Origin of the sequence: Klebsiella sp. 141153, assembly GCF_032601995.1 — a bacterium.
GTDB classification, from domain to species: Bacteria; Pseudomonadota; Gammaproteobacteria; order Enterobacterales; family Enterobacteriaceae; genus Klebsiella; species Klebsiella aerogenes.
Genome location: NZ_JAQIRJ010000006.1, coordinates 321,974 through 340,723 on the forward strand (window position 1 = coordinate 321,974; position 18,750 = coordinate 340,723).

The 18,750-nt window shown below is 56.6% G+C and carries 18 protein-coding genes; 17 read left to right on the plus strand and 1 reads right to left on the minus strand.

Going from position 1 to position 18,750, the window contains the following annotated elements:
• Nucleotides 1-2,295: a formate C-acetyltransferase gene (gene pflB, locus PGS10_RS14770; protein WP_063416422.1), complete on the plus strand. Its 2,295-nt coding sequence runs from the start codon at nt 1-3 to the stop codon at nt 2,293-2,295.
• An 86-nt stretch (nt 2,296-2,381) separates the two neighbouring features.
• Entirely contained in the window at nt 2,382-3,746 is a 1,365-nt protein-coding gene (tdcG, locus tag PGS10_RS14775; protein WP_047045224.1) for an L-serine ammonia-lyase, read from the plus strand.
• A 4-nt stretch (nt 3,747-3,750) separates the two neighbouring features.
• Here the strand turns inward: tdcG and PGS10_RS14780 are convergent, their stop codons facing one another.
• Entirely contained in the window at nt 3,751-4,437 is a 687-nt protein-coding gene (locus PGS10_RS14780) for an RluA family pseudouridine synthase (protein WP_047077774.1), read from the minus strand.
• 252 nt (nt 4,438-4,689) lie between these two features.
• On the opposite strand from PGS10_RS14780, the gene PGS10_RS14785 reads away from it, so the two are divergent.
• The 15 genes from PGS10_RS14785 to PGS10_RS14855 all read left to right on the plus strand — a co-directional run.
• Nucleotides 4,690-5,412 (plus strand): ABC transporter ATP-binding protein, encoded by a 723-nt coding sequence (locus PGS10_RS14785; protein ID WP_213797661.1) that lies wholly within the window; start codon nt 4,690-4,692, stop codon nt 5,410-5,412.
• A gap of 15 nt (nt 5,413-5,427) precedes the next feature.
• Nucleotides 5,428-6,384 (plus strand): ABC transporter substrate-binding protein, encoded by a 957-nt coding sequence (locus PGS10_RS14790; RefSeq protein WP_063416420.1) that lies wholly within the window; start codon nt 5,428-5,430, stop codon nt 6,382-6,384.
• On the plus strand, nt 6,381-7,388 hold the full coding sequence (locus PGS10_RS14795) for a FecCD family ABC transporter permease (protein ID WP_045390469.1): 1,008 nt from the start codon (nt 6,381-6,383) through the stop codon (nt 7,386-7,388). The genes PGS10_RS14790 and PGS10_RS14795 overlap by 4 nt, the downstream gene beginning before the upstream one ends.
• A 473-nt stretch (nt 7,389-7,861) precedes the next feature.
• Nucleotides 7,862-8,086 carry a hypothetical protein gene (locus PGS10_RS14800; protein WP_228339511.1) on the plus strand — a complete coding sequence of 75 codons (225 nt, stop codon included), beginning with the start codon at nt 7,862-7,864 and terminating at the stop codon, nt 8,084-8,086.
• 70 nt (nt 8,087-8,156) lie between these two features.
• A complete protein-coding gene (tssK, locus tag PGS10_RS14805) occupies nt 8,157-9,500 on the plus strand; it encodes a type VI secretion system baseplate subunit TssK (RefSeq protein WP_047077776.1) in 1,344 nt (447 codons plus the stop codon).
• Nucleotides 9,497-10,162, plus strand: a complete 666-nt coding sequence (gene tssL / locus PGS10_RS14810; protein WP_047045208.1) for a type VI secretion system protein TssL, short form — start codon at nt 9,497-9,499, stop codon at nt 10,160-10,162. Before tssK ends, tssL begins: the two co-directional genes overlap by 4 nt.
• Entirely contained in the window at nt 10,159-11,838 is a 1,680-nt protein-coding gene (locus PGS10_RS14815; RefSeq protein WP_316423169.1) for an OmpA family protein, read from the plus strand. Before tssL ends, PGS10_RS14815 begins: the two co-directional genes overlap by 4 nt.
• Before the next feature lie 200 nt (nt 11,839-12,038).
• A complete protein-coding gene (locus PGS10_RS14820) occupies nt 12,039-14,417 on the plus strand; it encodes a type VI secretion system Vgr family protein (RefSeq protein WP_316423170.1) in 2,379 nt (792 codons plus the stop codon).
• Nucleotides 14,418-14,456: 39 nt separating this feature from the next.
• Complete coding sequence (locus tag PGS10_RS14825) at nt 14,457-14,714, plus strand: PAAR domain-containing protein (protein ID WP_316423171.1); 258 nt, start codon at nt 14,457-14,459, stop codon at nt 14,712-14,714.
• Complete coding sequence (locus tag PGS10_RS14830; protein ID WP_316423172.1) at nt 14,711-15,871, plus strand: hypothetical protein; 1,161 nt, start codon at nt 14,711-14,713, stop codon at nt 15,869-15,871. Before PGS10_RS14825 ends, PGS10_RS14830 begins: the two co-directional genes overlap by 4 nt.
• Before the next feature lie 2 nt (nt 15,872-15,873).
• Complete coding sequence (locus tag PGS10_RS14835; protein WP_316423173.1) at nt 15,874-16,632, plus strand: DUF4123 domain-containing protein; 759 nt, start codon at nt 15,874-15,876, stop codon at nt 16,630-16,632.
• Between the two features lie 56 nt (nt 16,633-16,688).
• Nucleotides 16,689-17,261, plus strand: a complete 573-nt coding sequence (locus PGS10_RS14840) for a DUF3304 domain-containing protein (RefSeq protein ID WP_316423174.1) — start codon at nt 16,689-16,691, stop codon at nt 17,259-17,261.
• Nucleotides 17,234-17,596: a hypothetical protein gene (locus tag PGS10_RS14845; protein ID WP_316423175.1), complete on the plus strand. Its 363-nt coding sequence runs from the start codon at nt 17,234-17,236 to the stop codon at nt 17,594-17,596. Before PGS10_RS14840 ends, PGS10_RS14845 begins: the two co-directional genes overlap by 28 nt.
• 156 nt (nt 17,597-17,752) lie before the next feature.
• Nucleotides 17,753-18,322 (plus strand): DUF3304 domain-containing protein, encoded by a 570-nt coding sequence (locus PGS10_RS14850; protein ID WP_213318005.1) that lies wholly within the window; start codon nt 17,753-17,755, stop codon nt 18,320-18,322.
• Nucleotides 18,323-18,559: 237 nt separating this feature from the next.
• Nucleotides 18,560-18,750, plus strand: a 191-nt coding sequence (locus tag PGS10_RS14855) for a hypothetical protein (RefSeq protein ID WP_316423176.1), incomplete at its 3' end; no start/stop codon positions are given.

Sequence of the window (18,750 nt, forward strand, 5' to 3'; positions counted from 1 at the left end):
ATGAAGGTAAATATCGATACCAGCGATATGCTGTACGCCGAAGCATGGCACGGATTTAAAGGTACGGACTGGAAAGAAGAAATTAATGTCCGTGATTTTATTCAGCACAACTATACGCCGTATACCGGAGATGAATCATTCCTTGCTGAGGCGACGCCGGCGACGACCGCGCTGTGGGAAAAAGTCATGGCCGGCATTCGCGTAGAGAACGCCACCCACGCGCCGGTTGATTTTGATACTAATATCGCCACCACCATTACCGCTCACGATGCCGGCTATATTGAGCAATCGCTGGAAAAAATAGTCGGCTTGCAAACGGATAAACCGCTCAAGCGCGCGCTGCATCCGTTTGGCGGCATTAACATGATTAAAAGCTCGTTTGATGCCTATGGCCGGGAAATGGATAGCCAGTTTGAATATCTGTTCACCGAGCTGCGTAAAACCCACAATCAGGGGGTATTTGACGCTTATTCGCCGGATATGCTGCGCTGCCGTAAATCCGGAGTACTGACCGGTCTGCCGGATGGCTATGGCCGCGGGCGTATCATTGGCGACTACCGCCGCGTGGCGCTATACGGCATCCGCTATCTGGTGCGTGAACGTGAACTGCAGTTTGCCGATCTGCAGGCAACGCTGGAGCGCGGGCAGGATCTGGAAGCCACTATTCGTCTGCGTGAAGAGCTGGCGGAACACCGCCGCGCGCTGCTGCAAATGCAGGAGATGGCGGCGAAATACGGCTGCGATATCTCCCGCCCGGCGCGCAACGCTCAGGAAGCGGTACAGTGGTTGTACTTCGCCTATCTGGCGGCGGTGAAATCGCAAAACGGCGGTGCGATGTCGCTGGGGCGTACCGCCTCTTTCCTCGATATCTATATCGAGCGCGACTTCCACGCCGGGATCCTCAATGAACAACAGGCCCAGGAACTGATCGACCACTTCATTATGAAGATCCGCATGGTGCGTTTCCTGCGTACGCCGGAATTCGACACGCTGTTCTCCGGCGATCCTATCTGGGCAACCGAAGTGATTGGCGGGATGGGGCTGGATGGCCGCACGCTGGTGACTAAAAACTCCTTCCGCTATCTGCATACGCTGCACACCATGGGCCCAGCGCCGGAACCCAACCTTACCGTATTGTGGTCGGAAGCGCTGCCGATTGCCTTTAAGAAATATGCCGCCCAGGTCTCGATCGTCACTTCCTCGCTGCAGTATGAAAACGATGACCTGATGCGCGCCGATTTCAACAGTGATGATTACGCTATTGCCTGCTGCGTCAGCCCGATGGTCATCGGCAAACAGATGCAGTTCTTCGGCGCGCGCGCCAACCTCGCCAAAACGCTGCTGTACGCAATCAATGGCGGGGTGGATGAGAAACTCAAAATCCAGGTCGGGCCGAAAACCGCGCCGCTGATGGATGAGGTACTGGATTACGACAAAGTGATGGCCAGCCTCGATCATTTTATGGATTGGCTGGCGGTGCAGTACATCAGCGCGCTGAACATCATTCATTACATGCACGATAAATATAGTTATGAAGCCTCGCTGATGGCGCTGCACGACCGCGACGTATACCGCACTATGGCCTGCGGGATTGCCGGGCTGTCGGTGGCGGCGGATTCGCTTTCGGCTATTAAGCACGCGAAGGTGAAACCCATCCGCGACGACAGCGGCCTGGCGATCGATTTTGAGATTGAAGGCGATTATCCGCAGTACGGCAATAACGATCAGCGCGTCGATAGTATTGCCTGCGATCTCGTTGAACGCTTTATGAAGAAAATTAAGCTGTTGCCGACGTACCGTAACGCGGTGCCCACGCAGTCGATCCTGACGATTACCTCAAACGTGGTGTACGGCCAGAAAACCGGTAATACCCCGGATGGCCGCCGCGCCGGTACGCCGTTTGCGCCGGGGGCCAACCCGATGCATGGCCGCGATCGCAAAGGGGCGGTCGCTTCGTTGACTTCCGTGGCTAAGTTGCCGTTCACCTACGCGAAGGATGGAATCTCTTATACCTTCTCGATCGTCCCGGCGGCGTTAGGTAAAGAGGCGAGCGTCCGGCAAACCAACCTCGTCGGTCTGCTCGATGGCTACTTCCACCACGAAGAACGGATCGAGGGCGGCCAGCATCTGAACGTCAACGTGATGAACCGCGAGATGCTGCTGGACGCCATAGCTCATCCGGAAAATTATCCGAACCTGACCATCCGCGTCTCTGGCTATGCGGTGCGCTTTAATGCGCTAACCCACGAACAGCAGCAGGATGTCATTTCGCGAACCTTCACCCAGGCGCTGTAACGCAACGGGGCGACGATAATGGTCGCCCCATTTTTATCATGGGTGTGAAACCTGGTCTTCACTGCACGGTAAACCGAGGTGTAGATATGATTAGCGCTTTCGATATTTTCAAAATTGGTATTGGTCCTTCGAGCTCTCATACGGTGGGGCCGATGAATGCAGGAAAAAGTTTTATCACCGAGCTGGCGACCCGCGGCGACCTGACGCAGACTACGCGCATTGTCGTCGATCTGTACGGTTCGCTATCGCTGACCGGCAAAGGGCATGCGACCGATGTCGCCATTATCATGGGGCTGGCGGGAAATAGTCCGCAGGATGTCGATATTGACGCCATCCCGGCTTTCATTCAGCAGGTGACCGCGAGCGGCCGTCTACCGGTGGCGAAGGGGAGTCGGCAGGTTGATTTCCCGCTGCCGGAGAGCATCGTATTTCATGATAGCGCGCTGGCCCGCCATGAGAACGGTATGCGCATCAGCGCCTGGGATCATCAGCAGCCGCTACTCAGCAAAACCTATTACTCAATTGGCGGCGGATTTATCGTTGAGGAATCGCGTTTTGGCCAGACTCACGATATCGCAACGCCCGTCCCCTTTGATTTCCGTTCCGCCCATCAACTGCTTCAGCTGTGCGAACACAATGGCCTTTCCATCTCTGGCCTGATGATGCAAAACGAGCTGGCGCTGCGCGATAAGGGGCAAATCGATGCTGGCTTCGCCGCCATTTACGCGGTGATGCGTAACGGTATTGAGCGGGGAATGAATACCGAGGGCGTGCTGCCGGGGCCGCTCAACGTGCCGCGGCGGGCGGCGGCGCTGCGCCGACAGCTGGTGGCCAGCGATAGTCTGTCCCGCGATCCGATGAACGTCATCGACTGGATCAATATGTTTGCGCTGGCGGTGAGCGAAGAAAATGCCGCCGGTGGCCGGGTCGTCACCGCGCCTACCAATGGCGCATGCGGGATTATTCCCGCGGTTATGGCCTATTACGACAAGTTTCGCCGCCCGGTCAATGCCAACTCGATTGCCCGCTATCTGCTGGCTGCGGCGGCTATCGGTTCACTGTATAAGATGAATGCCTCTATATCTGGCGCAGAAGTTGGCTGTCAGGGCGAAATTGGCGTGGCCTGCTCTATGGCGGCGGCTGGGCTGACGGAACTCCTTGGCGGCAGCCCGGCGCAGGTATGCAACGCCGCGGAAATCGCCATGGAACATAACCTCGGTCTGACCTGCGATCCGGTGGCCGGGCAGGTGCAAATCCCCTGCATCGAACGCAATGCCATCAATGCGGTGAAGGCGGTTAACGCCGCGCGGATGGCGCTCCGCCGAACCAGCGAGCCGCGGGTTTGTCTCGACAAGGTCATTGAGACAATGTATGAAACCGGTAAAGACATGAACGATAAATATCGCGAAACCTCACGCGGCGGGCTGGCGATAAAAGTGATTTGCGACTGACGAATCAGAAAGGACTGGGCTGGCGCGCCGCTATCGCTTCACCGCTGACCGGATGGTGAAAATGCAGTTCGCTGGCGTGGAGCATCAGGCGTGAGGCCTGATGTGACGCTAGCCCTCCGTAGAGATCGCAGCCGAGAATCGGATAGCCGAGATGCTGGCAGTGGATGCGTAGCTGATGGGTGCGTCCGGTTTCCGGTAGCAATCGTACGCGAGTTACCGCCAGCGAACCGCTGGCTGTTGGCAACCATTCCCGTGATAGCACCTGATAGCGCGAGCGCGCCGGTTTACCGTTACGCTCGCTAATCGCCATCCGTGGAAACAGCGCCGGATCTTTGGCAATCGGCGCGTCTATCACCCCTTCATCTTCCTCTGGATGCCCACACAACAGGGCGTGATAAACCTTGCTTACCGCCCGCTGGCTGAACTGCTGACACAGCGCGGCGTTGATCGTTTTGTTACGCGCCACCACCATAAGGCCGGAAGTCCCGAAATCGAGCCGATGAACCAGCGAGCACCCAGGAAAATCCTGCACCAGGCGGTGATGGACCGAATCCAGGTTCTGCGGGTTCTTACCCGACAGGCTGAGCAGACCGCTGGGTTTGTCGATCAATAACAAATGTTCGTCCTCGTAGAGGATCTTAATCTGCGCGGAACAAGGTGGGGCGATGAAGGTATCAATTACGGTAGACATGGGCAGGCGCTGCTTAAGGGTGAGGGCGGATGATAGCGAATCTCTGTCTGGAAGGCGACCCGGAATCTACGCTCCGGAACGGAAGACTTTTTAGCGAATAACGATAACAAAGTATGCAACCCCTTTGCAGAGACGAGTGGGGTGTGATACATAATTGTTATGTTATAACATACGAAATAAAGTAATATGTCCAAGGTCGATACTGAAATACTTCGCATCAATACGCTGCATCTGACAGCCAAAAGGGGGGCCGTGATACTCGACGGTATTCATTTCTCGCTCCGAGCCGGGGAAAAGCTGGCGGTTATTGGACCTAACGGCAGCGGTAAGTCGAGCCTATTAAGAGCCATTATTGGCGAACTCTGTCCGGATAAAGGGACGCTGTACTGGCAGGGGCGTCCACTACGGCAACTGTCGCCACAAGAGCGCGCGCGGAATATTGCCTTCCTGTCGCAAAACGATATCCCCGATTTGCGTCTGACGGTGGAAGAGTATGTTCAATTGGGGCGTTTACCGTATCGCGAATCACCGTCCTCGGCGCAGGGACGTCGCATCGTGGAGAGCGTTATTAGTGATACGGATCTGAAACCTTTACGCCATCGCCAGTTGGGCGACCTCTCCGGCGGTCAGCGCCAGCGCGCCGCGCTCGCCCGCGCGCTGGCGCAATCGCCCACATTATTACTGCTGGATGAGCCGACTAATCACCTTGATCCGCTGGCGAGAACCGAGTTGCTTGCCCTGGTAAAGCGCGCAGAGGTTGCGGTGATTGCGGTGTTACACGACCTTGCCGCGGCTGAAGCCTTTGCCGACCGGATGCTGGTTCTCCACCATGGCAAGCAGATGATTTGCGACGTACCCGAGGCTGCGCTGCACCCCAGCGTGAGCTATCCGGTTTTTGGCATGACCAGTTTTCGCGTGGCGCATCCCGTTAGCGGTAAAGCGCTGCGCATTTTTGAAGTTCCTCATCGCGCTTAATGAACTCGAGTAAATATGAACAAACTTTTAACTACTTTATTGCTGCTGTTAAGTAGCCCGTTGGCGCTGGCTAATCAATTTCCCGTCACCGTGGATAGCTGCGGTAAGCCCATCACCTTTAATCAACCCCCGCAGCGCGCGGTGATTAACGATCTTAATATGGCGGAAATGGCCTTCGCGCTCGATCTCCAGCAGCGGATTGTGGGGCTAACCGGCATCACCGGCTGGTACAAACTAACACCGGAGTTCAAAGCGGCGATGGGGGCCATCCCCGAGCTGGCGCCTAAATATCCGGCGCTGGAAACGCTGCTGGCGGTTCGGCCGGACTTTTTCTTCGCCGGCTGGAACTACGGCATGAAAATCGGCGGCGATGTGACGCCGCAGACGCTGGCGCCATATGGGATTAACACCCTGGTACTCAGTGAAAGCTGCGTCCAGGCCGGCGGGCGCGGGAGGAAAGCTGATATGAGTTTGCTGTACAACGATGAACTCAAGTTGGGCAAGATTTTTGGCAAGCAACAACAGGCAGAAGCGCTGGTGGAAGGATGGAAGCGTCGCCTGGCGCATCTGCCTGCCAGGGCAGCGAATACGCAGCCGCTGCGGGTCTTTGTCTATGACTCCGGCGAAGATAAACCTTTTACCAGCGGCAAGTACGGGATGCCGACGGCCATTATCGAGGCGGCCGGGGGACGCAACGTGATGGATACTCTGGACGCGAACTGGACAACGACGAGCTGGGAGGCGGTGGCGGCCAGAGAACCACAGGTGATTATTCTGCTCGATTACCAAACCGGCACGGGAACCGAGGCGCTGCAGCGCATACTGGAATCCCATCCCCTGATGAAACAGACCCCCGCTGTCCGGCAGCAGCGTTATCTAAAGTTGCAGTATGCTGAATTGACTCCGGGGCCGGCGAATATTGCGGCAGTTGAGAAGCTGGCGCATCTCTTATATGCCACGGACGTGAAATGAAGCCGTCAGTGCAACGTTTTGTTCTATGGACGGCGCTGGCATCCGTCGTTTTATGCGCCTTGATGATTTCGAGCCTGCGGTTGGGGAGTGTGGAACTCTCATGGCGACAGGTGATATCAGCGTTAGGGCTATCATCGGCTCCCATTCCCGAAATTTTGAAAACTATCATCATTGACTTACGCCTACCACGGAGCCTGCTGGCGGCGTTGACCGGCGCAGGACTGGCGATCGCCGGCTTGCTGTTACAGACTACGACACGTAACGAACTGGCCGATCCATTCTTGTTCGGTCTCTCTTCAGGCGCTTCCGCCGGCGCGGTGCTGGTGATCACCCGTTTCGGCGAGATACTGGGGGCGTTTACGCTGCCGGTCTCGGCCTTCATCGGCGGGATATTATCCGCGCTGGCGGTGATGATGTTGTTTCGCGTCAACCAGCTAAGGCGAGCGGAACAGTTAATTATCTGCGGCCTGGCGGTGTCGTTTCTTTTCAGCGCGCTGACCAGCTATCTGGTCTTTTCCGGCGATCAGCGAGCGGCCGGTTCGTTGCTATTCTGGTCATTGGGCGGTCTGGGACTGGCGCGATGGGACAACCTGTTCATTCCGTTATTGAGCCTGGCGTTGTTGAGCGGATTTACCCTGATTCGCTGGCGGGCGTTGGATGCGCTGCTGGCGGGGGAGCAGACGGCCTGCTCGCTGGGCGTCGACGTGGAGCGGCTGAGAAGCGAAACCTTTCTCTGCTGCGCGTTGGCTACCGCTTTGCTGGTCTCTTTAACCGGGGTCATTGGTTTTGTCGGCCTGATGGTGCCTTATCTGGCGCGTCGGGTCGTGGGCGTCAGGCACCGAATGGCCGTGCCAATGTGCGCTCTGCTGGGCGCGATATTGCTCATTGGCGGCGATATACTTAGCCGAAGCCTGATAGCGAATCAAGAATTACCGATTGGTATTATTACTGCCGGGCTTGGCGGCGCGTTTATTGTTAGTCTGCTGATGCGGGCAACACGATAAGCCGGGGCAAGGCTAATAAAACCCATTAATTGCGCGCAATTAATGGGTTTTATTATTTGAATGAATGTTATTCGCCGAATATAAAATTATTCGCCGCCGTTGAAGAGGTGACTTTTCTGGTTGGTGCGCTTTTGGGGGAGGTAGAATGTTTGTAAATAATTCGCCAGAAATATAATTGAGCCGGAAATTCTTTCAGGTCAATATTGTTGCGGCATAGCGGTAAGTGATGATTTATATCAATGGAATAGGCATCATTGGCGCATGCCCCGTTAGTCAGTGAGTTTTTGGTTTAATTCCCTACTAAAAACACATGAGCCCACGCGATATATTGCAATATTGCGATTGCTGGTTATTTTGTTTGTTATTTCTATAGTGAATATTCTTGATATCAATCTAAATATGGTTCATTAATCTGGGTGGTTAACGGTAACTAGTGATTCATTCTGATGTGGTTCGGATATATAAGGGATGTAATGAACAACGCCTTCCCAGGTGAGCGACTCAATACCCGTATTCATTCACAATTGTCACTGCATATCGAAATTGAACCGAGGGCCGTCGAGCTGACGCTTAAACTTCTGGCCGTTAGTCGTTTCGATAATATTAAAGCCCACCCAATATTCGTTCAAGAAAAAATAAATACCAATAACAATAATTCAAGTTTTTCTCTTTCGGAGCGCCGTTCGCCCGTGAGTTAGCAAGGTGAAATGAAATCTGGGGTTTAAGAACGTCTTATTGAAGAAGCAAAAGTAACGCACAGGAGGTGCGATGAAAACATTACGACCACTGTGGGGCAGGGGTCAGATGATCTCCCCACAACATTTTCAACAACAGGTGAACCAGGCGGCCTGGCAAAGCGAATGTATTGCCCGTCTGGGAGTAATGAATCCCTGGGGCGTCATCCGCGTCGAATTTGACGCCGCCCTGCTAAAGCAAGGGACACTGAAAGCCAGTCACCTGTACGTGCGCTTTCCTGACGGCACGCTTATCGACAGCGATAACGCTGATGCGCTTCCTGCGGTAATGGTATTGCCGCAGGAGGACTGCCGTGAATTAACCGTGGTGCTGGCGCTGCCTCATGAGCATGAAAACGGCGGCAACTGCCTGCAGATGGAAGAGCGCGCAGAGCGGCCGGTACGTTGGCGTCTGGCCTGGCGAGAAGTGCGCAACAGATATGGCGAAGACAGTCGACAAATTGCGGTGCTGCTTGCGCAACTAACGCTGCGCGCTGCGGATGACGATAACGGCGATTATCAAACCGTCGCCCTCGCCAGACTACGTCGCGACAGTCAGAACTGTTGGTCGCTGGATGAGCACTTTATCCCGCCGCTGCTGAAAGTGTTGGCCAGCCACTGGCTTTACGAACAAACAGAACAGCTGACGAATCAGCTGCGCGCGCGCCTGCAGCGCCTGATGGCGATGCGCCGGGAGAGCAACGCCAGGATGGCGGATTTTGCGGTAGCGGATGTATCACTGTTCTGGCTACTGAACGCGCTCAACAGCGCGGAGCCGGTGTTGAGCCATTTTCTACGCCATCCACAGGTACATCCGGAACGGCTGTATGAAGCGCTGGCCGGCCTGGCGGGCAGCTTGCTGACCTTCTCCCTTGACCATACTACGGCGGATATTCCGCCTTATCGTCATCAGGCGCTGACAGAAGTCTTTCCACCGTTGTTCAAATTACTCGGCGTACTGCTCGAAGCCAGCCTGCCATCCAGGGTCGTGGCGATTGAAATGACGCACGATGACCGGCGTAAGCGCTGGCATGCCCGTCTGCACGATCCAAGGTTGCGCGAAGAGGCCGATTTTTATCTCTCGGTGCGTTCCACGCTACCAGCGGCGCAGCTGCTGGAGCAATTTCCGCAACAGTGTAAAGCCGGTAGCCCCGATGAGGTTGACCGGGTGGTCAACGGTTCGCAGCCGGGTATTCCGCTAAAGGCCATGAGCCATGTTCCCGCCGCCATCCCGCTGCGACTGGAAAATCAGTATTTCACCCTTGATATGACTCATCCGGCGGCGCAGGCGATGCTGGCGGAAGGGAGTTGCGTCTTTTATGTGCCCGGCCTGCTGGGCGACCCTGAACTCGAACTGTATGCGGTGCTGCGCTCATGACTCAGGATCTCAATATTGATGCTCTGCTGGCGGATAGCTGGCTTACGGTGACGGAACTGCGTCTCGGCGCCAAACTGGCCGAGGGGGAGGGGAAACTCCTCTGGCAGCGTTGTGTAAACAACATTGAACAGGTGATGGCGCAGCTTGTGGCCGCGGATGTCAGTGAGGCGAACCGCCAGCATATCCTTTATAGCTGGTGCGCGCTGCTAGATGAAACCGCCAAAGGCCGCAAAGAGGAAGATGACGCCAGTATCACCTGGTACGATCGACCGCTGGAGGTCAAATATTTTGGCGGCATGGAAGCCGGGGATGCGCTCTATGAGCGCATCCGCCAGGTGCTGCGCGAACCGGCGCCGGATCTAGCCGTACTGACCTGTTTTCATCGGGTGCTGGCGCTGGGGTTTAAGGGCCGGTATAGCCTTAATGACCCGGCGCGCGCAGCGCTTGTCAGCACGCTCGGCGAGCGTGTACCGCCGTTTGCGAGCGACCCGCATCAGCCGATACTGGCGGCGCTCTCCGGGCGCAACGGCATGGCTGACTGGCTGCGCCGTTGGCCTATCTGCATTGGATTGTCGCTGGCGGCGGTGGCCGCGCTGTGGCTGGGGTTGAACTACTGGCTGGATGGTCTGGTAGCGGCTTTGCAACTGGGGAGCGGGCAATGAACGCGCGCTATCAGCGCCTGTTATGGTTGTGGGCGGGGCTGCTGGTAGTGCTGCTGAGCCTGCTGTTTCTGCCGTTAACCACCGGCGGCCGGTTGCTGGCTGTTGGGTTGACGGTGGCGGGCGTAGCGGCCGGAGTGGTCTACGTCGAGCGGCAACGACGCGGGCGACCAGAGGATGCCGACTGGATGGTTGAGCTACCGCCGGCGCCTTACCGACTGCCGGTTGTGCTGGTCTGCGGCGACACCGCGGACTGGCCGGGAGAAAGCGCGGTTTATCCTACCTCACAAGGTTGCTGGCTGAGAGTCACCACCGCCGCGTTACAGCAGACGGTGCGTTATTTGCAGCGTGAGCGGCCGGCGCTCATCGCGCAACTGGCAGTGATGTTCTGCGTGCAGCCGCAACAACATGATGATGACGCGGCGCTGACGGCCCGGCTTCGCGAGTTGCGCTGGCAGCTTGCTCAGGTGCGGCGTGATACCCGCCGGGCGATACCGTTACTGCTGAACAGCACCCTGTCCGGCGCATCGCTGGAGCCGTTATGGCAGACTGCGCGTGCCGGAGAGATGACGCAGGTGTGGCCCTCTGACGGCGTGCCGTGCAGCAGCGCAAGCTGGCTGATGCAGGCTGATGGCGCTCATCGCCTGGCGGCGCTGGTGAGGATGAATGCGTTTGCCCGCTTTACGCAGCAGATGGCGTTGAGCGCGTTGACTACGGCAACCGACGATGTTCCCCCGATTGCTCCGGCAGTCGTGCTGTATCATTTCACGCCTGCCGGGGCGCCTGTCGTGGCGGATAACTTATGGCAGCGCTGGCTGTCTGGTCATACCGCCCTCAACTCACTACCGGGCTGGTTGCCGGAAATGACTTCAGAAGCGCGGGCATTGCCTGATTTCATTTTGCCAATACTACCGCTGGGCGGTGGCATCACGCCGAAAAACCGTGCTCTGCGGCGGGCATTCTGCCTGTTCTCCCTCGCGGCCATGATCGCGCTGTGCTGCAGCGCATGGAATAACCATCAACTCCTTCAGCGGATCGGCTTTGATGTTCAGCGCTATGAACGGACGGCGATGGACGACCATGTAGCAAAAGCCCGCGCCGTACAGATTTTACGTCAGGATGCGGCGCAACTGGACGCCTTCGCGCGTGATGGCGCGCCGCTGGCGCTGGGGCTCGGGCTATATCGCGGCGAGCGTCTGCGTCAGACGGTACTGGAAACGATTCGCTCCTACGTCCCCCCGCCACCGCCGAAAGCGGTAGAAAAAATCGTGCCGAAAATTATCCGCCTCGACAGCATGTCACTTTTCGATACCGGCAAGTGGACGCTGAAACCGGGCTCCACCAAGCTGCTGGTGAACTCGCTGCTGGGGATAAAGGCCAGGCCAGGTTGGCTTATCGTCATCGCCGGGCATACCGACAGCGTGGGTGATGATAAATCCAACCAGACACTCTCTCTGAAGCGTGCCGAATCGGTGCGCAACTGGATGCGCGACACCGGTGACGTGCCGGAAAGTTGTTTTGCGGTACAGGGTTATGGCGAAAGCCGACCTATCGCCAGCAACGAGGCGCAGCAAGGCCGGGCGCTGAACCGCCGGGTCGAAATTAGCCTGGTGCCGCAGGCCGATGCCTGCCGGGTGGCGACCAACTCCGCCTCATCCCCGGCGGATGGTGCTTTCTAAACCGACTATCTCATCAATCTCCGTGCGGGCAGGTTTTCCTGTCCGTCGTTTTTGTTGCCGGGGACCGGGGTCAACACAATCTGCCCAACCTTGTGCGCTTTTGGGCTCCTCATCAACAGGAAACAGCGACGGGCGGTAGCGTGGCTGAAAGTGATGGAAGGGAGATAAAGAAAATGGTGTTTGATAAGGGAAAATAAACCATGAGTGACATAAAGCCTTTGTTTTTCAACCACAGTCATCATCTTTTACAGGTGCATGGTTGTAACTCCTCGCTGGATGTTCTGTGCTTCGAAGGCGAGGAAAACTTAAGCGAGCCTTTCCGCTATACCATTGAATTTACCAGCAGCGATCGCGCCATCACCCCGCAGCAGATGTTGCTGCAAAACACCTCGCTGACCTTGCAGGCGCCGGTTGACCAGGGATTTGGCATTAAGATCCAGCAACCGGTGCGCGTGCTGCAGGGGACGATCACCACTTTTGAACGGATTTCCACCTCAAAGGAGGAAACGCGTTACGCCTTGACGTTACAGCCGCGTCTGGCGTTACTGTCGAAGAGCCATCAGAATCGAATTTACCAGGACATGTCGGTGCCGCAGATTGTGGAGCACATTCTCAGAACCCGTCACCACATGCGCGGGGAAGATTTTGTATTTCGACTGGCGCAGGAATATCCGCGCCGTGAACAGGTGATGCAGTACGGCGAGGACGATCTGACTTTTATCTCCCGGCTGTTGGGCGAGGTGGGGATCTGGTTTCGCTTCACCGCAGATACCCGGCTAAATATTGATGTGGCGGAGTTCTTCGACGACCAGCAACACTACGAGGCGGGGCTGATGTTGCCCTCGGTCGCCCCGTCAGGGCAGCATGATGGCGGCAGCGAGTCGGTGTGGGATTTGCAGAGCCGACACCACGTGGTTGAACGTTCGGTCTTCACCCGTGACTACAACTATCGTAACGCGCCCGAGGACATGAATCTCAACATCAATGTCAGCCGCGGCGATAGTACCACCTATGGTGAAGCCTATCACTGGGCGGACAACTATCTGGCGCCGGGTAATCGCTACCAGCATACGCCGGACCCGGAGAGCGGGGCCTTTTATGCCCGTATTCGCCATGAGCGCTACCTGAACCAGCAGACGCGGCTGAGCGGGGAAACAAACTGCGCGACATTGGCTCCCGGCCAACTGCTAAAAGTGAACGGCGGCGAGGAGGTGACGGAGGTCTGGCGCCGGGGCGTGGCGATCACCGCTATTCACTGTCGCGCCCGCCGCGATCGCAGCTTCGAAGTGACGTTTCAGGCCATTCCCAGTGTAGAAACCTATTGCTTTCGCCCGGCAATCATCAGCAAACCCAAGATGGCCGGGACGTTGCCAGCGCGCGTCACCAGCACCAAAATCAACGATCTCTACGGCCATATCGATCGCGACGGACGTTATCGGGTGAACTTATTATTCGACCGCGATCGCTGGCAGCCGGGTGAGGAAAGCCTGTGGGTGCGGCAGGCACGCCCTTACGCCGGTGAAACTTATGGCCTGCATCTGCCTTTGTTAGCGGGAACCGAAGTGGCGATCGCTTTTGAGCAGGGGGATCCGGATCGGCCCTACATCGCCGGCGCGCTGCACGATTCCACGCACCAGGACCATGTGACGCTTTACAACTACAAGCGCAACGTGCTGCGCACGCCAGCGAACAACAAAATTCGCCTCGATGATACCCGAGGTAAAGAGCACGTTAAGGTCAGCACCGAATATGGCGGCAAGAGCCAACTGAACCTCGGCCATCTGGTGGATCATCAGAACACGCCGCGGGGAGAAGGGTTTGAGTTACGCACCGACAGCTACGGCGCGATCCGCGCAGGCAAGGGGATATTTATCACCGCCGATGAACAGCTGAAAGCGATGGGGGCGGTCGCGGAAATGGAGCCCGCCAGTAAATTGCTCAGTGCCGCCGCAGTTCAGCTCAACGACTGGCAGGAGATTGCCCGCACCCACTACAACATCCCACCGGATATCAGCACGTTAAAGCAGTTCGTCGGTAAAGCCGTCAATCTGGTGAGCCCCGTCCTGCTGATGAGCGCGCCGAAGGGCATCGGCATGGTGACGGCGGAAACGACGCTGCTGCAGAGTGGTAAAGGACTGTATCTGCAAAGCGCCAGCGATATTGCGCTGGCCAGCGGTAATCGTTTGTCGGTGAATACCAAAAACGCTATCTCACTGCTTTCCCACCGCGAAGGGATGCGTATGGTATCGGTGAAAGGCCCGCTGGAGATAGAGTCGCACGGCGATACTCTGGCGCTCACTTCACTGAAAGATATTACCGTTCAGTCAACGCAGGGTCATCTGCAGCTTACCGCCAAAAATGGTATCACCCTGGGCTGCGGCGGCGGCTACATTCGTCTGACTCCGCAGGGGGAAATCCACCTTCATAGCCCGAGCCTGCTCAGTTTTAAGGGCACACATAAGATGCAAGGGCCCGCCGGCGAGACATTTCCGCTTCCCGACCTTCCCACATCGATTTGTAAAGATTGCCTGATTCATGCGCAAGAACTGGCTCAGACCTTTGTTCCGCGTGCCGCCTGACAATCGCTCATTGATATAACTTACCCGGAGGAACAGACCTTGAAACCCATTATTCGGCAGGGTGATAGCTTGCGTGAGCATGGCGGTACGGTGATCGACGGCCATTACCTCTGTTTTGGTAAAGGTATCGCCTGTAAAGGCGACCAGGTGAGCTGCAATAAACATGGCCTGACGGTCATAGCCGAAGGAAGCTCGCTGTATGAAGTGGATGGTGCTCCGGTGGCTCTTGACGGGCATCGTTGCGCCTGCGGCTGTACGCTGGTGAGTTCACGCCCTGATTGCGAAGTCGCGCTATGAGACAGCTCACCGACTATCTGCCTTACAAAACCGCCACGCCACCCCACAACGGACGGTGGTTGTCCTTTGGCGCGGGGCTGACGTTTATCAGCGGAGGAGGCGCGGCGTTAATGCCTGCCGAAGCGCGTGGAGGGGCGTTAATTGCCGTCGCGATCGTTAGCGCCGTGCTCTTGGTCTTCATCATCTGGATGCTGCGTCTGCTTTATTACCGCCTGTCGGTCCACTACACCCAGTACTACCAGCGGTTGATCGATCTCGATCATCAAACGTGGTGGGCCCGGCATCAACATAGCGTAGGGCTGGTGGAAACGGTGCTGCTGGGGCCGGTGGGGTGTGAGCCCGAGCACTGGCAGACGCTGCTGAAGCGAGAACATCAGGCGCCAAAAGAGAAACTGGAGGCCGGTGCGCGGGCGCTGCGGCTGATCCACTCGGACATCGTTGATATCGACCTGCGCGAACAACAGCTGGCCCGGATGCTGGTGCGGCAATGGTTGGCGCAGCGAGGCGATCATCAATTTCCCTGCCTGAGCGGCTGTTACTGGCAGGGCAGCGAACCGGCATGGCGAGAATTTTGCGCCGAGCTGCAAAAGCGCTATCCCACCGCTCAGTTGCCGCATATGGCGGAACCCTGGCAAGGTGAGGCCAGCTTATCGGAGATTACCGCACGAATGAATGTGGCTGGCGACGCATGTTTCATTCTGGTGGCAGGGTGCCAGTCGGTAGCGGCGACGGCTGATACCGCAAGACCGGCGGGTGAATCCGCCGTGCTGTGGTTACTGGCCCGGGAGGGGGAGGCGCGACTGACCCGCGGCGAGGTTTATGAAGGCGCCGCGGTGGAAAATATCCAGCAGGTCTGTCAGCGGGCGATGCAGCAAAGCGGGGCCGAACGTCCGCCCGATCCCTGTATCGCATTTACACAGCCGCAAATCCCGGAACTGGCGCAAAGCGGCTGGAACAGCAACCAACTACTGCAGGATGAAAACTGGGGAGAGACAGGGCAGATGGAGCAGCTCATCACCATCGCGCTGGCGGCGATATTTGCCCGCCGCTTTCATCAGTCTTGCGGCTGGATCGCCCGCGATCCGCGTCATGCTCTCTCTCTGGGCATCGTCACCGCAGCCGTGCCGGCACCGCAACCTCAAGATAAGAAGGAATGAACATGTCGTTAATGAATCAGGAATGGACTAGCAAGCTGGAACAATTTGCCCGAAAGCTCGCGCTGCGCGACGTCTATCTCATTGCCGATCAAGGTGTTTTAAGCAATCCGTTGTTGGATGGCTTAAATAGACTTTCTCCTCCGGTGCAGTGGTTCTCGCTCTATCAGGGGCAACCGGAAGAGCCGCTGCTGGAGATGGCGCCTTTATTGATGCGGCTTGAGCTAGCTTGCTGGCAGCATCGTCAGTGGCTCGCCGATCTGATCGCCGCATTTTCCTACAAGCCGGGTCTGCTGATCTTTCTCTCACCGCTAAGTTTTTCAACGCTCGCCGCCCACTTGCGCAATCTGGCCGATGGTGCCTGGGAAGACCGTTCTGGCCTGGTGCGCTATTACGATACCCGCATGTTCCCCTTGCTGATGCGGCATGTGCTCACTGAAGAACAAAAAGCGTGGTTTTTAGAACCGGTTTATCTCTGGAGCTACCGCGATAGAGACAACAAGATCTGCTGGCTGGAAGGCGAGTGTTCGCCAGTTCAGGCAACGATCCCGGAGGCGATCAAGATTAATTTCAGCGATGAGCAAATAATGAAACTGGATGTCGCTATCGATGCCCAGCGATTTACGGTTTCTGAAAAATTCAGCCCCTTTTTTACGACTCAGGAGGACAAATTTAATACCCTTTGGCAGCTCCGCTGGCAGGCGCATCAGCAGAATTTTATCGGTGATTTAGCTTCCTGGTTCGAAAGTCACTTTGAGAAATGAAACATCCTCCCTTTTGATAATCAATAGGCGATTATCAGTTCTGTATGGACACATCAATGATAAAGCATATTCGTATTTTGCCCGGCGGGCTGGCGGTGCTGGCCGCCGCTTTTCTCTGCCTGCTGACGGCCTGCCGCGATCACAGTCGCGACGGCATGAGCGGTGCTGATATAAATCTCTATAACCATGGCCCGGACGCCATTGTCTCGGTACAGGTTAATGGCTACGGGGGGCCAAGGGCGAATTCCTACGGTGGCGGCGGCGGCTTCTGCTGCGTGATGGTGCCCAACGACTGGCGCCCGGGCCTGACGGCAAAAATCACCTGGACCTCCGATCCTAACTCCTGGATGAGACTAAGCGATATGCCTGATAACTATTCGCAATATTATCAGCGCCATGGGCCGATCATCGTGCCGATTGAGCGCTGGGAGAAGGGGCAGGCCTGCGGTTTTGACGTGCATATTTTCCCCTGCGATAAGGTGCGGATAGTGCGTTCCTGCATCCCGCCGGGACTGCCGGGATATCCGGTACCCCAGTCTCCACCTGACTGGGAGCAACGAGCGGATAAGATCATTTTCAAACATATTAAGGAGGAAGTTGTATGTCCGACACCGCAGACTCCACGCTGAATGCCCTGAAGGCGCTCATTGCCGCCTTTCAGACCGGCGCCACCCCGGTCGCTGTTAAAACCTCCACCGCAGAAGCGGCCAGCTTACCACCGAAGTTTCCCGGGCCGGATGACAAAAAGCCCGTGGATAAATCCGCGCAGCAGAAAGCCGAATACAACGAGCGCGGCCGCCTGCCGGCGAGCAGAACGCAGGCCGAAGGCAACTATGCCAGGCAGTATCTGGAAGGATATGTCGGGGAGGCCGATCATCAATCGGACAAAAAAACGGAGCCAGGCTGCCCGCCAGCCTGCATACACAATTCGCTGCTGACTAATATTGCCGGCTCTGGCCTATGAGAAACCGGTATTGATATTTGCAGCGGCCCATTTTATTTGACCGCTACAAATATCATCATCAGTTATATATGGAGGTTCATCTATTAGCATAAATACAAGCATTTAATTACGCCATTTATTAATAAGTCATCACTTTATATTTGTAAGGACACATCAATGATAAAGCATATCCGTATTTTGCCCGGCGGGCTGGCGGTGCTGGCCGCCGTTTTTCTCTGCCTGCTGACGGCCTGCCGCGACCATAGTCGCGACGGCATGAGCGGCGCTGATTTAAATGTCTATAACCACGGTCCGGACGCCATCGTTTCGGTGCAGGTGAATGGCTACGGCGGGCCAGGCGCTAACTCCTACGGCGGCGGCGGCGGCTTCTGCTGCGTGATGGTGCCAGATGTCTGGCGCCCGGGGCTGACGGCAAAAATTACCTGGACCTCCGATCCTAACGCCTGGATGAAATCAAGTGAGATGCCCGATGATTATGAAACTCACTATCAGCGCCATGGGCCTATTACCGTGCCCATTGAGCGCTGGGAGGAGGATCAGGCCTGCGGTTTCGACGTGCATATTTTCCCCTGCGATAAGGTGCGGATAGTCCGTTCCTGTCATATGCGTGATTCCCCTGAATACCCAGTACAACCTGAACCTGACGAAGAAAAAAAAGCAGATAGCGTTATTTTCAAACATATCAAGGAGGAAGTTGTATGTCCGACACCGCAGACTCCACGCTGAATGCTCTGAAGGCGCTTATTGCGGCTTTTCAGACCGGTGCCACTCCGGTCGCGGTCAAAACCTCCACCGCAGAAGCGGCCAGCCTACCGCCAAAGTTTCCCGGGCCGGATGATGAAAAGGGGAAAACGTCAGCGGATAACTCCACGCAGCAGAAAACCGAATACAACGAGCGCGGGCGCCTGCCTGCGAGCAGAACGCAGACCGAAGGCAATTACGCCAGGCAGTACCTGGAGGGGTATGTTAAAGAGTCAGAACATCCCTCGGACATACCCGGCCGGAGCGGTGGAGGTGGTCTACCCCGGGATGCATGCCGATGTCGGCGGCGACTGTAAGCCCACGGAACTCGGTAAGGTGCAGACCGATGCCGCCAGCCTGCTGTCAAAGATTGTGCTGCACGATATGTATGCCGCCGCCTTTGACGCCGGGGC

Coding starts and splice junctions, on each gene's coding strand:
- pflB (WP_063416422.1), top strand. CDS start 1: ATGAAGGTAAATATCGATACCAGCGATATGCTGTACGCCGAAGCATGG.
- tdcG (WP_047045224.1), top strand. CDS start 2,382: ATGATTAGCGCTTTCGATATTTTCAAAATTGGTATTGGTCCTTCGAGC.
- PGS10_RS14780 (WP_047077774.1), bottom strand. CDS start 4,437: ATGTCTACCGTAATTGATACCTTCATCGCCCCACCTTGTTCCGCGCAG.
- PGS10_RS14790 (WP_063416420.1), top strand. CDS start 5,428: ATGAACAAACTTTTAACTACTTTATTGCTGCTGTTAAGTAGCCCGTTG.
- PGS10_RS14795 (WP_045390469.1), top strand. CDS start 6,381: ATGAAGCCGTCAGTGCAACGTTTTGTTCTATGGACGGCGCTGGCATCC.
- PGS10_RS14800 (WP_228339511.1), top strand. CDS start 7,862: ATGAACAACGCCTTCCCAGGTGAGCGACTCAATACCCGTATTCATTCA.
- tssK (WP_047077776.1), top strand. CDS start 8,157: ATGAAAACATTACGACCACTGTGGGGCAGGGGTCAGATGATCTCCCCA.
- tssL (WP_047045208.1), top strand. CDS start 9,497: ATGACTCAGGATCTCAATATTGATGCTCTGCTGGCGGATAGCTGGCTT.
- PGS10_RS14815 (WP_316423169.1), top strand. CDS start 10,159: ATGAACGCGCGCTATCAGCGCCTGTTATGGTTGTGGGCGGGGCTGCTG.
- PGS10_RS14820 (WP_316423170.1), top strand. CDS start 12,039: ATGAGTGACATAAAGCCTTTGTTTTTCAACCACAGTCATCATCTTTTA.
- PGS10_RS14830 (WP_316423172.1), top strand. CDS start 14,711: ATGAGACAGCTCACCGACTATCTGCCTTACAAAACCGCCACGCCACCC.
- PGS10_RS14835 (WP_316423173.1), top strand. CDS start 15,874: ATGTCGTTAATGAATCAGGAATGGACTAGCAAGCTGGAACAATTTGCC.
- PGS10_RS14840 (WP_316423174.1), top strand. CDS start 16,689: ATGATAAAGCATATTCGTATTTTGCCCGGCGGGCTGGCGGTGCTGGCC.
- PGS10_RS14845 (WP_316423175.1), top strand. CDS start 17,234: ATGTCCGACACCGCAGACTCCACGCTGAATGCCCTGAAGGCGCTCATT.
- PGS10_RS14850 (WP_213318005.1), top strand. CDS start 17,753: ATGATAAAGCATATCCGTATTTTGCCCGGCGGGCTGGCGGTGCTGGCC.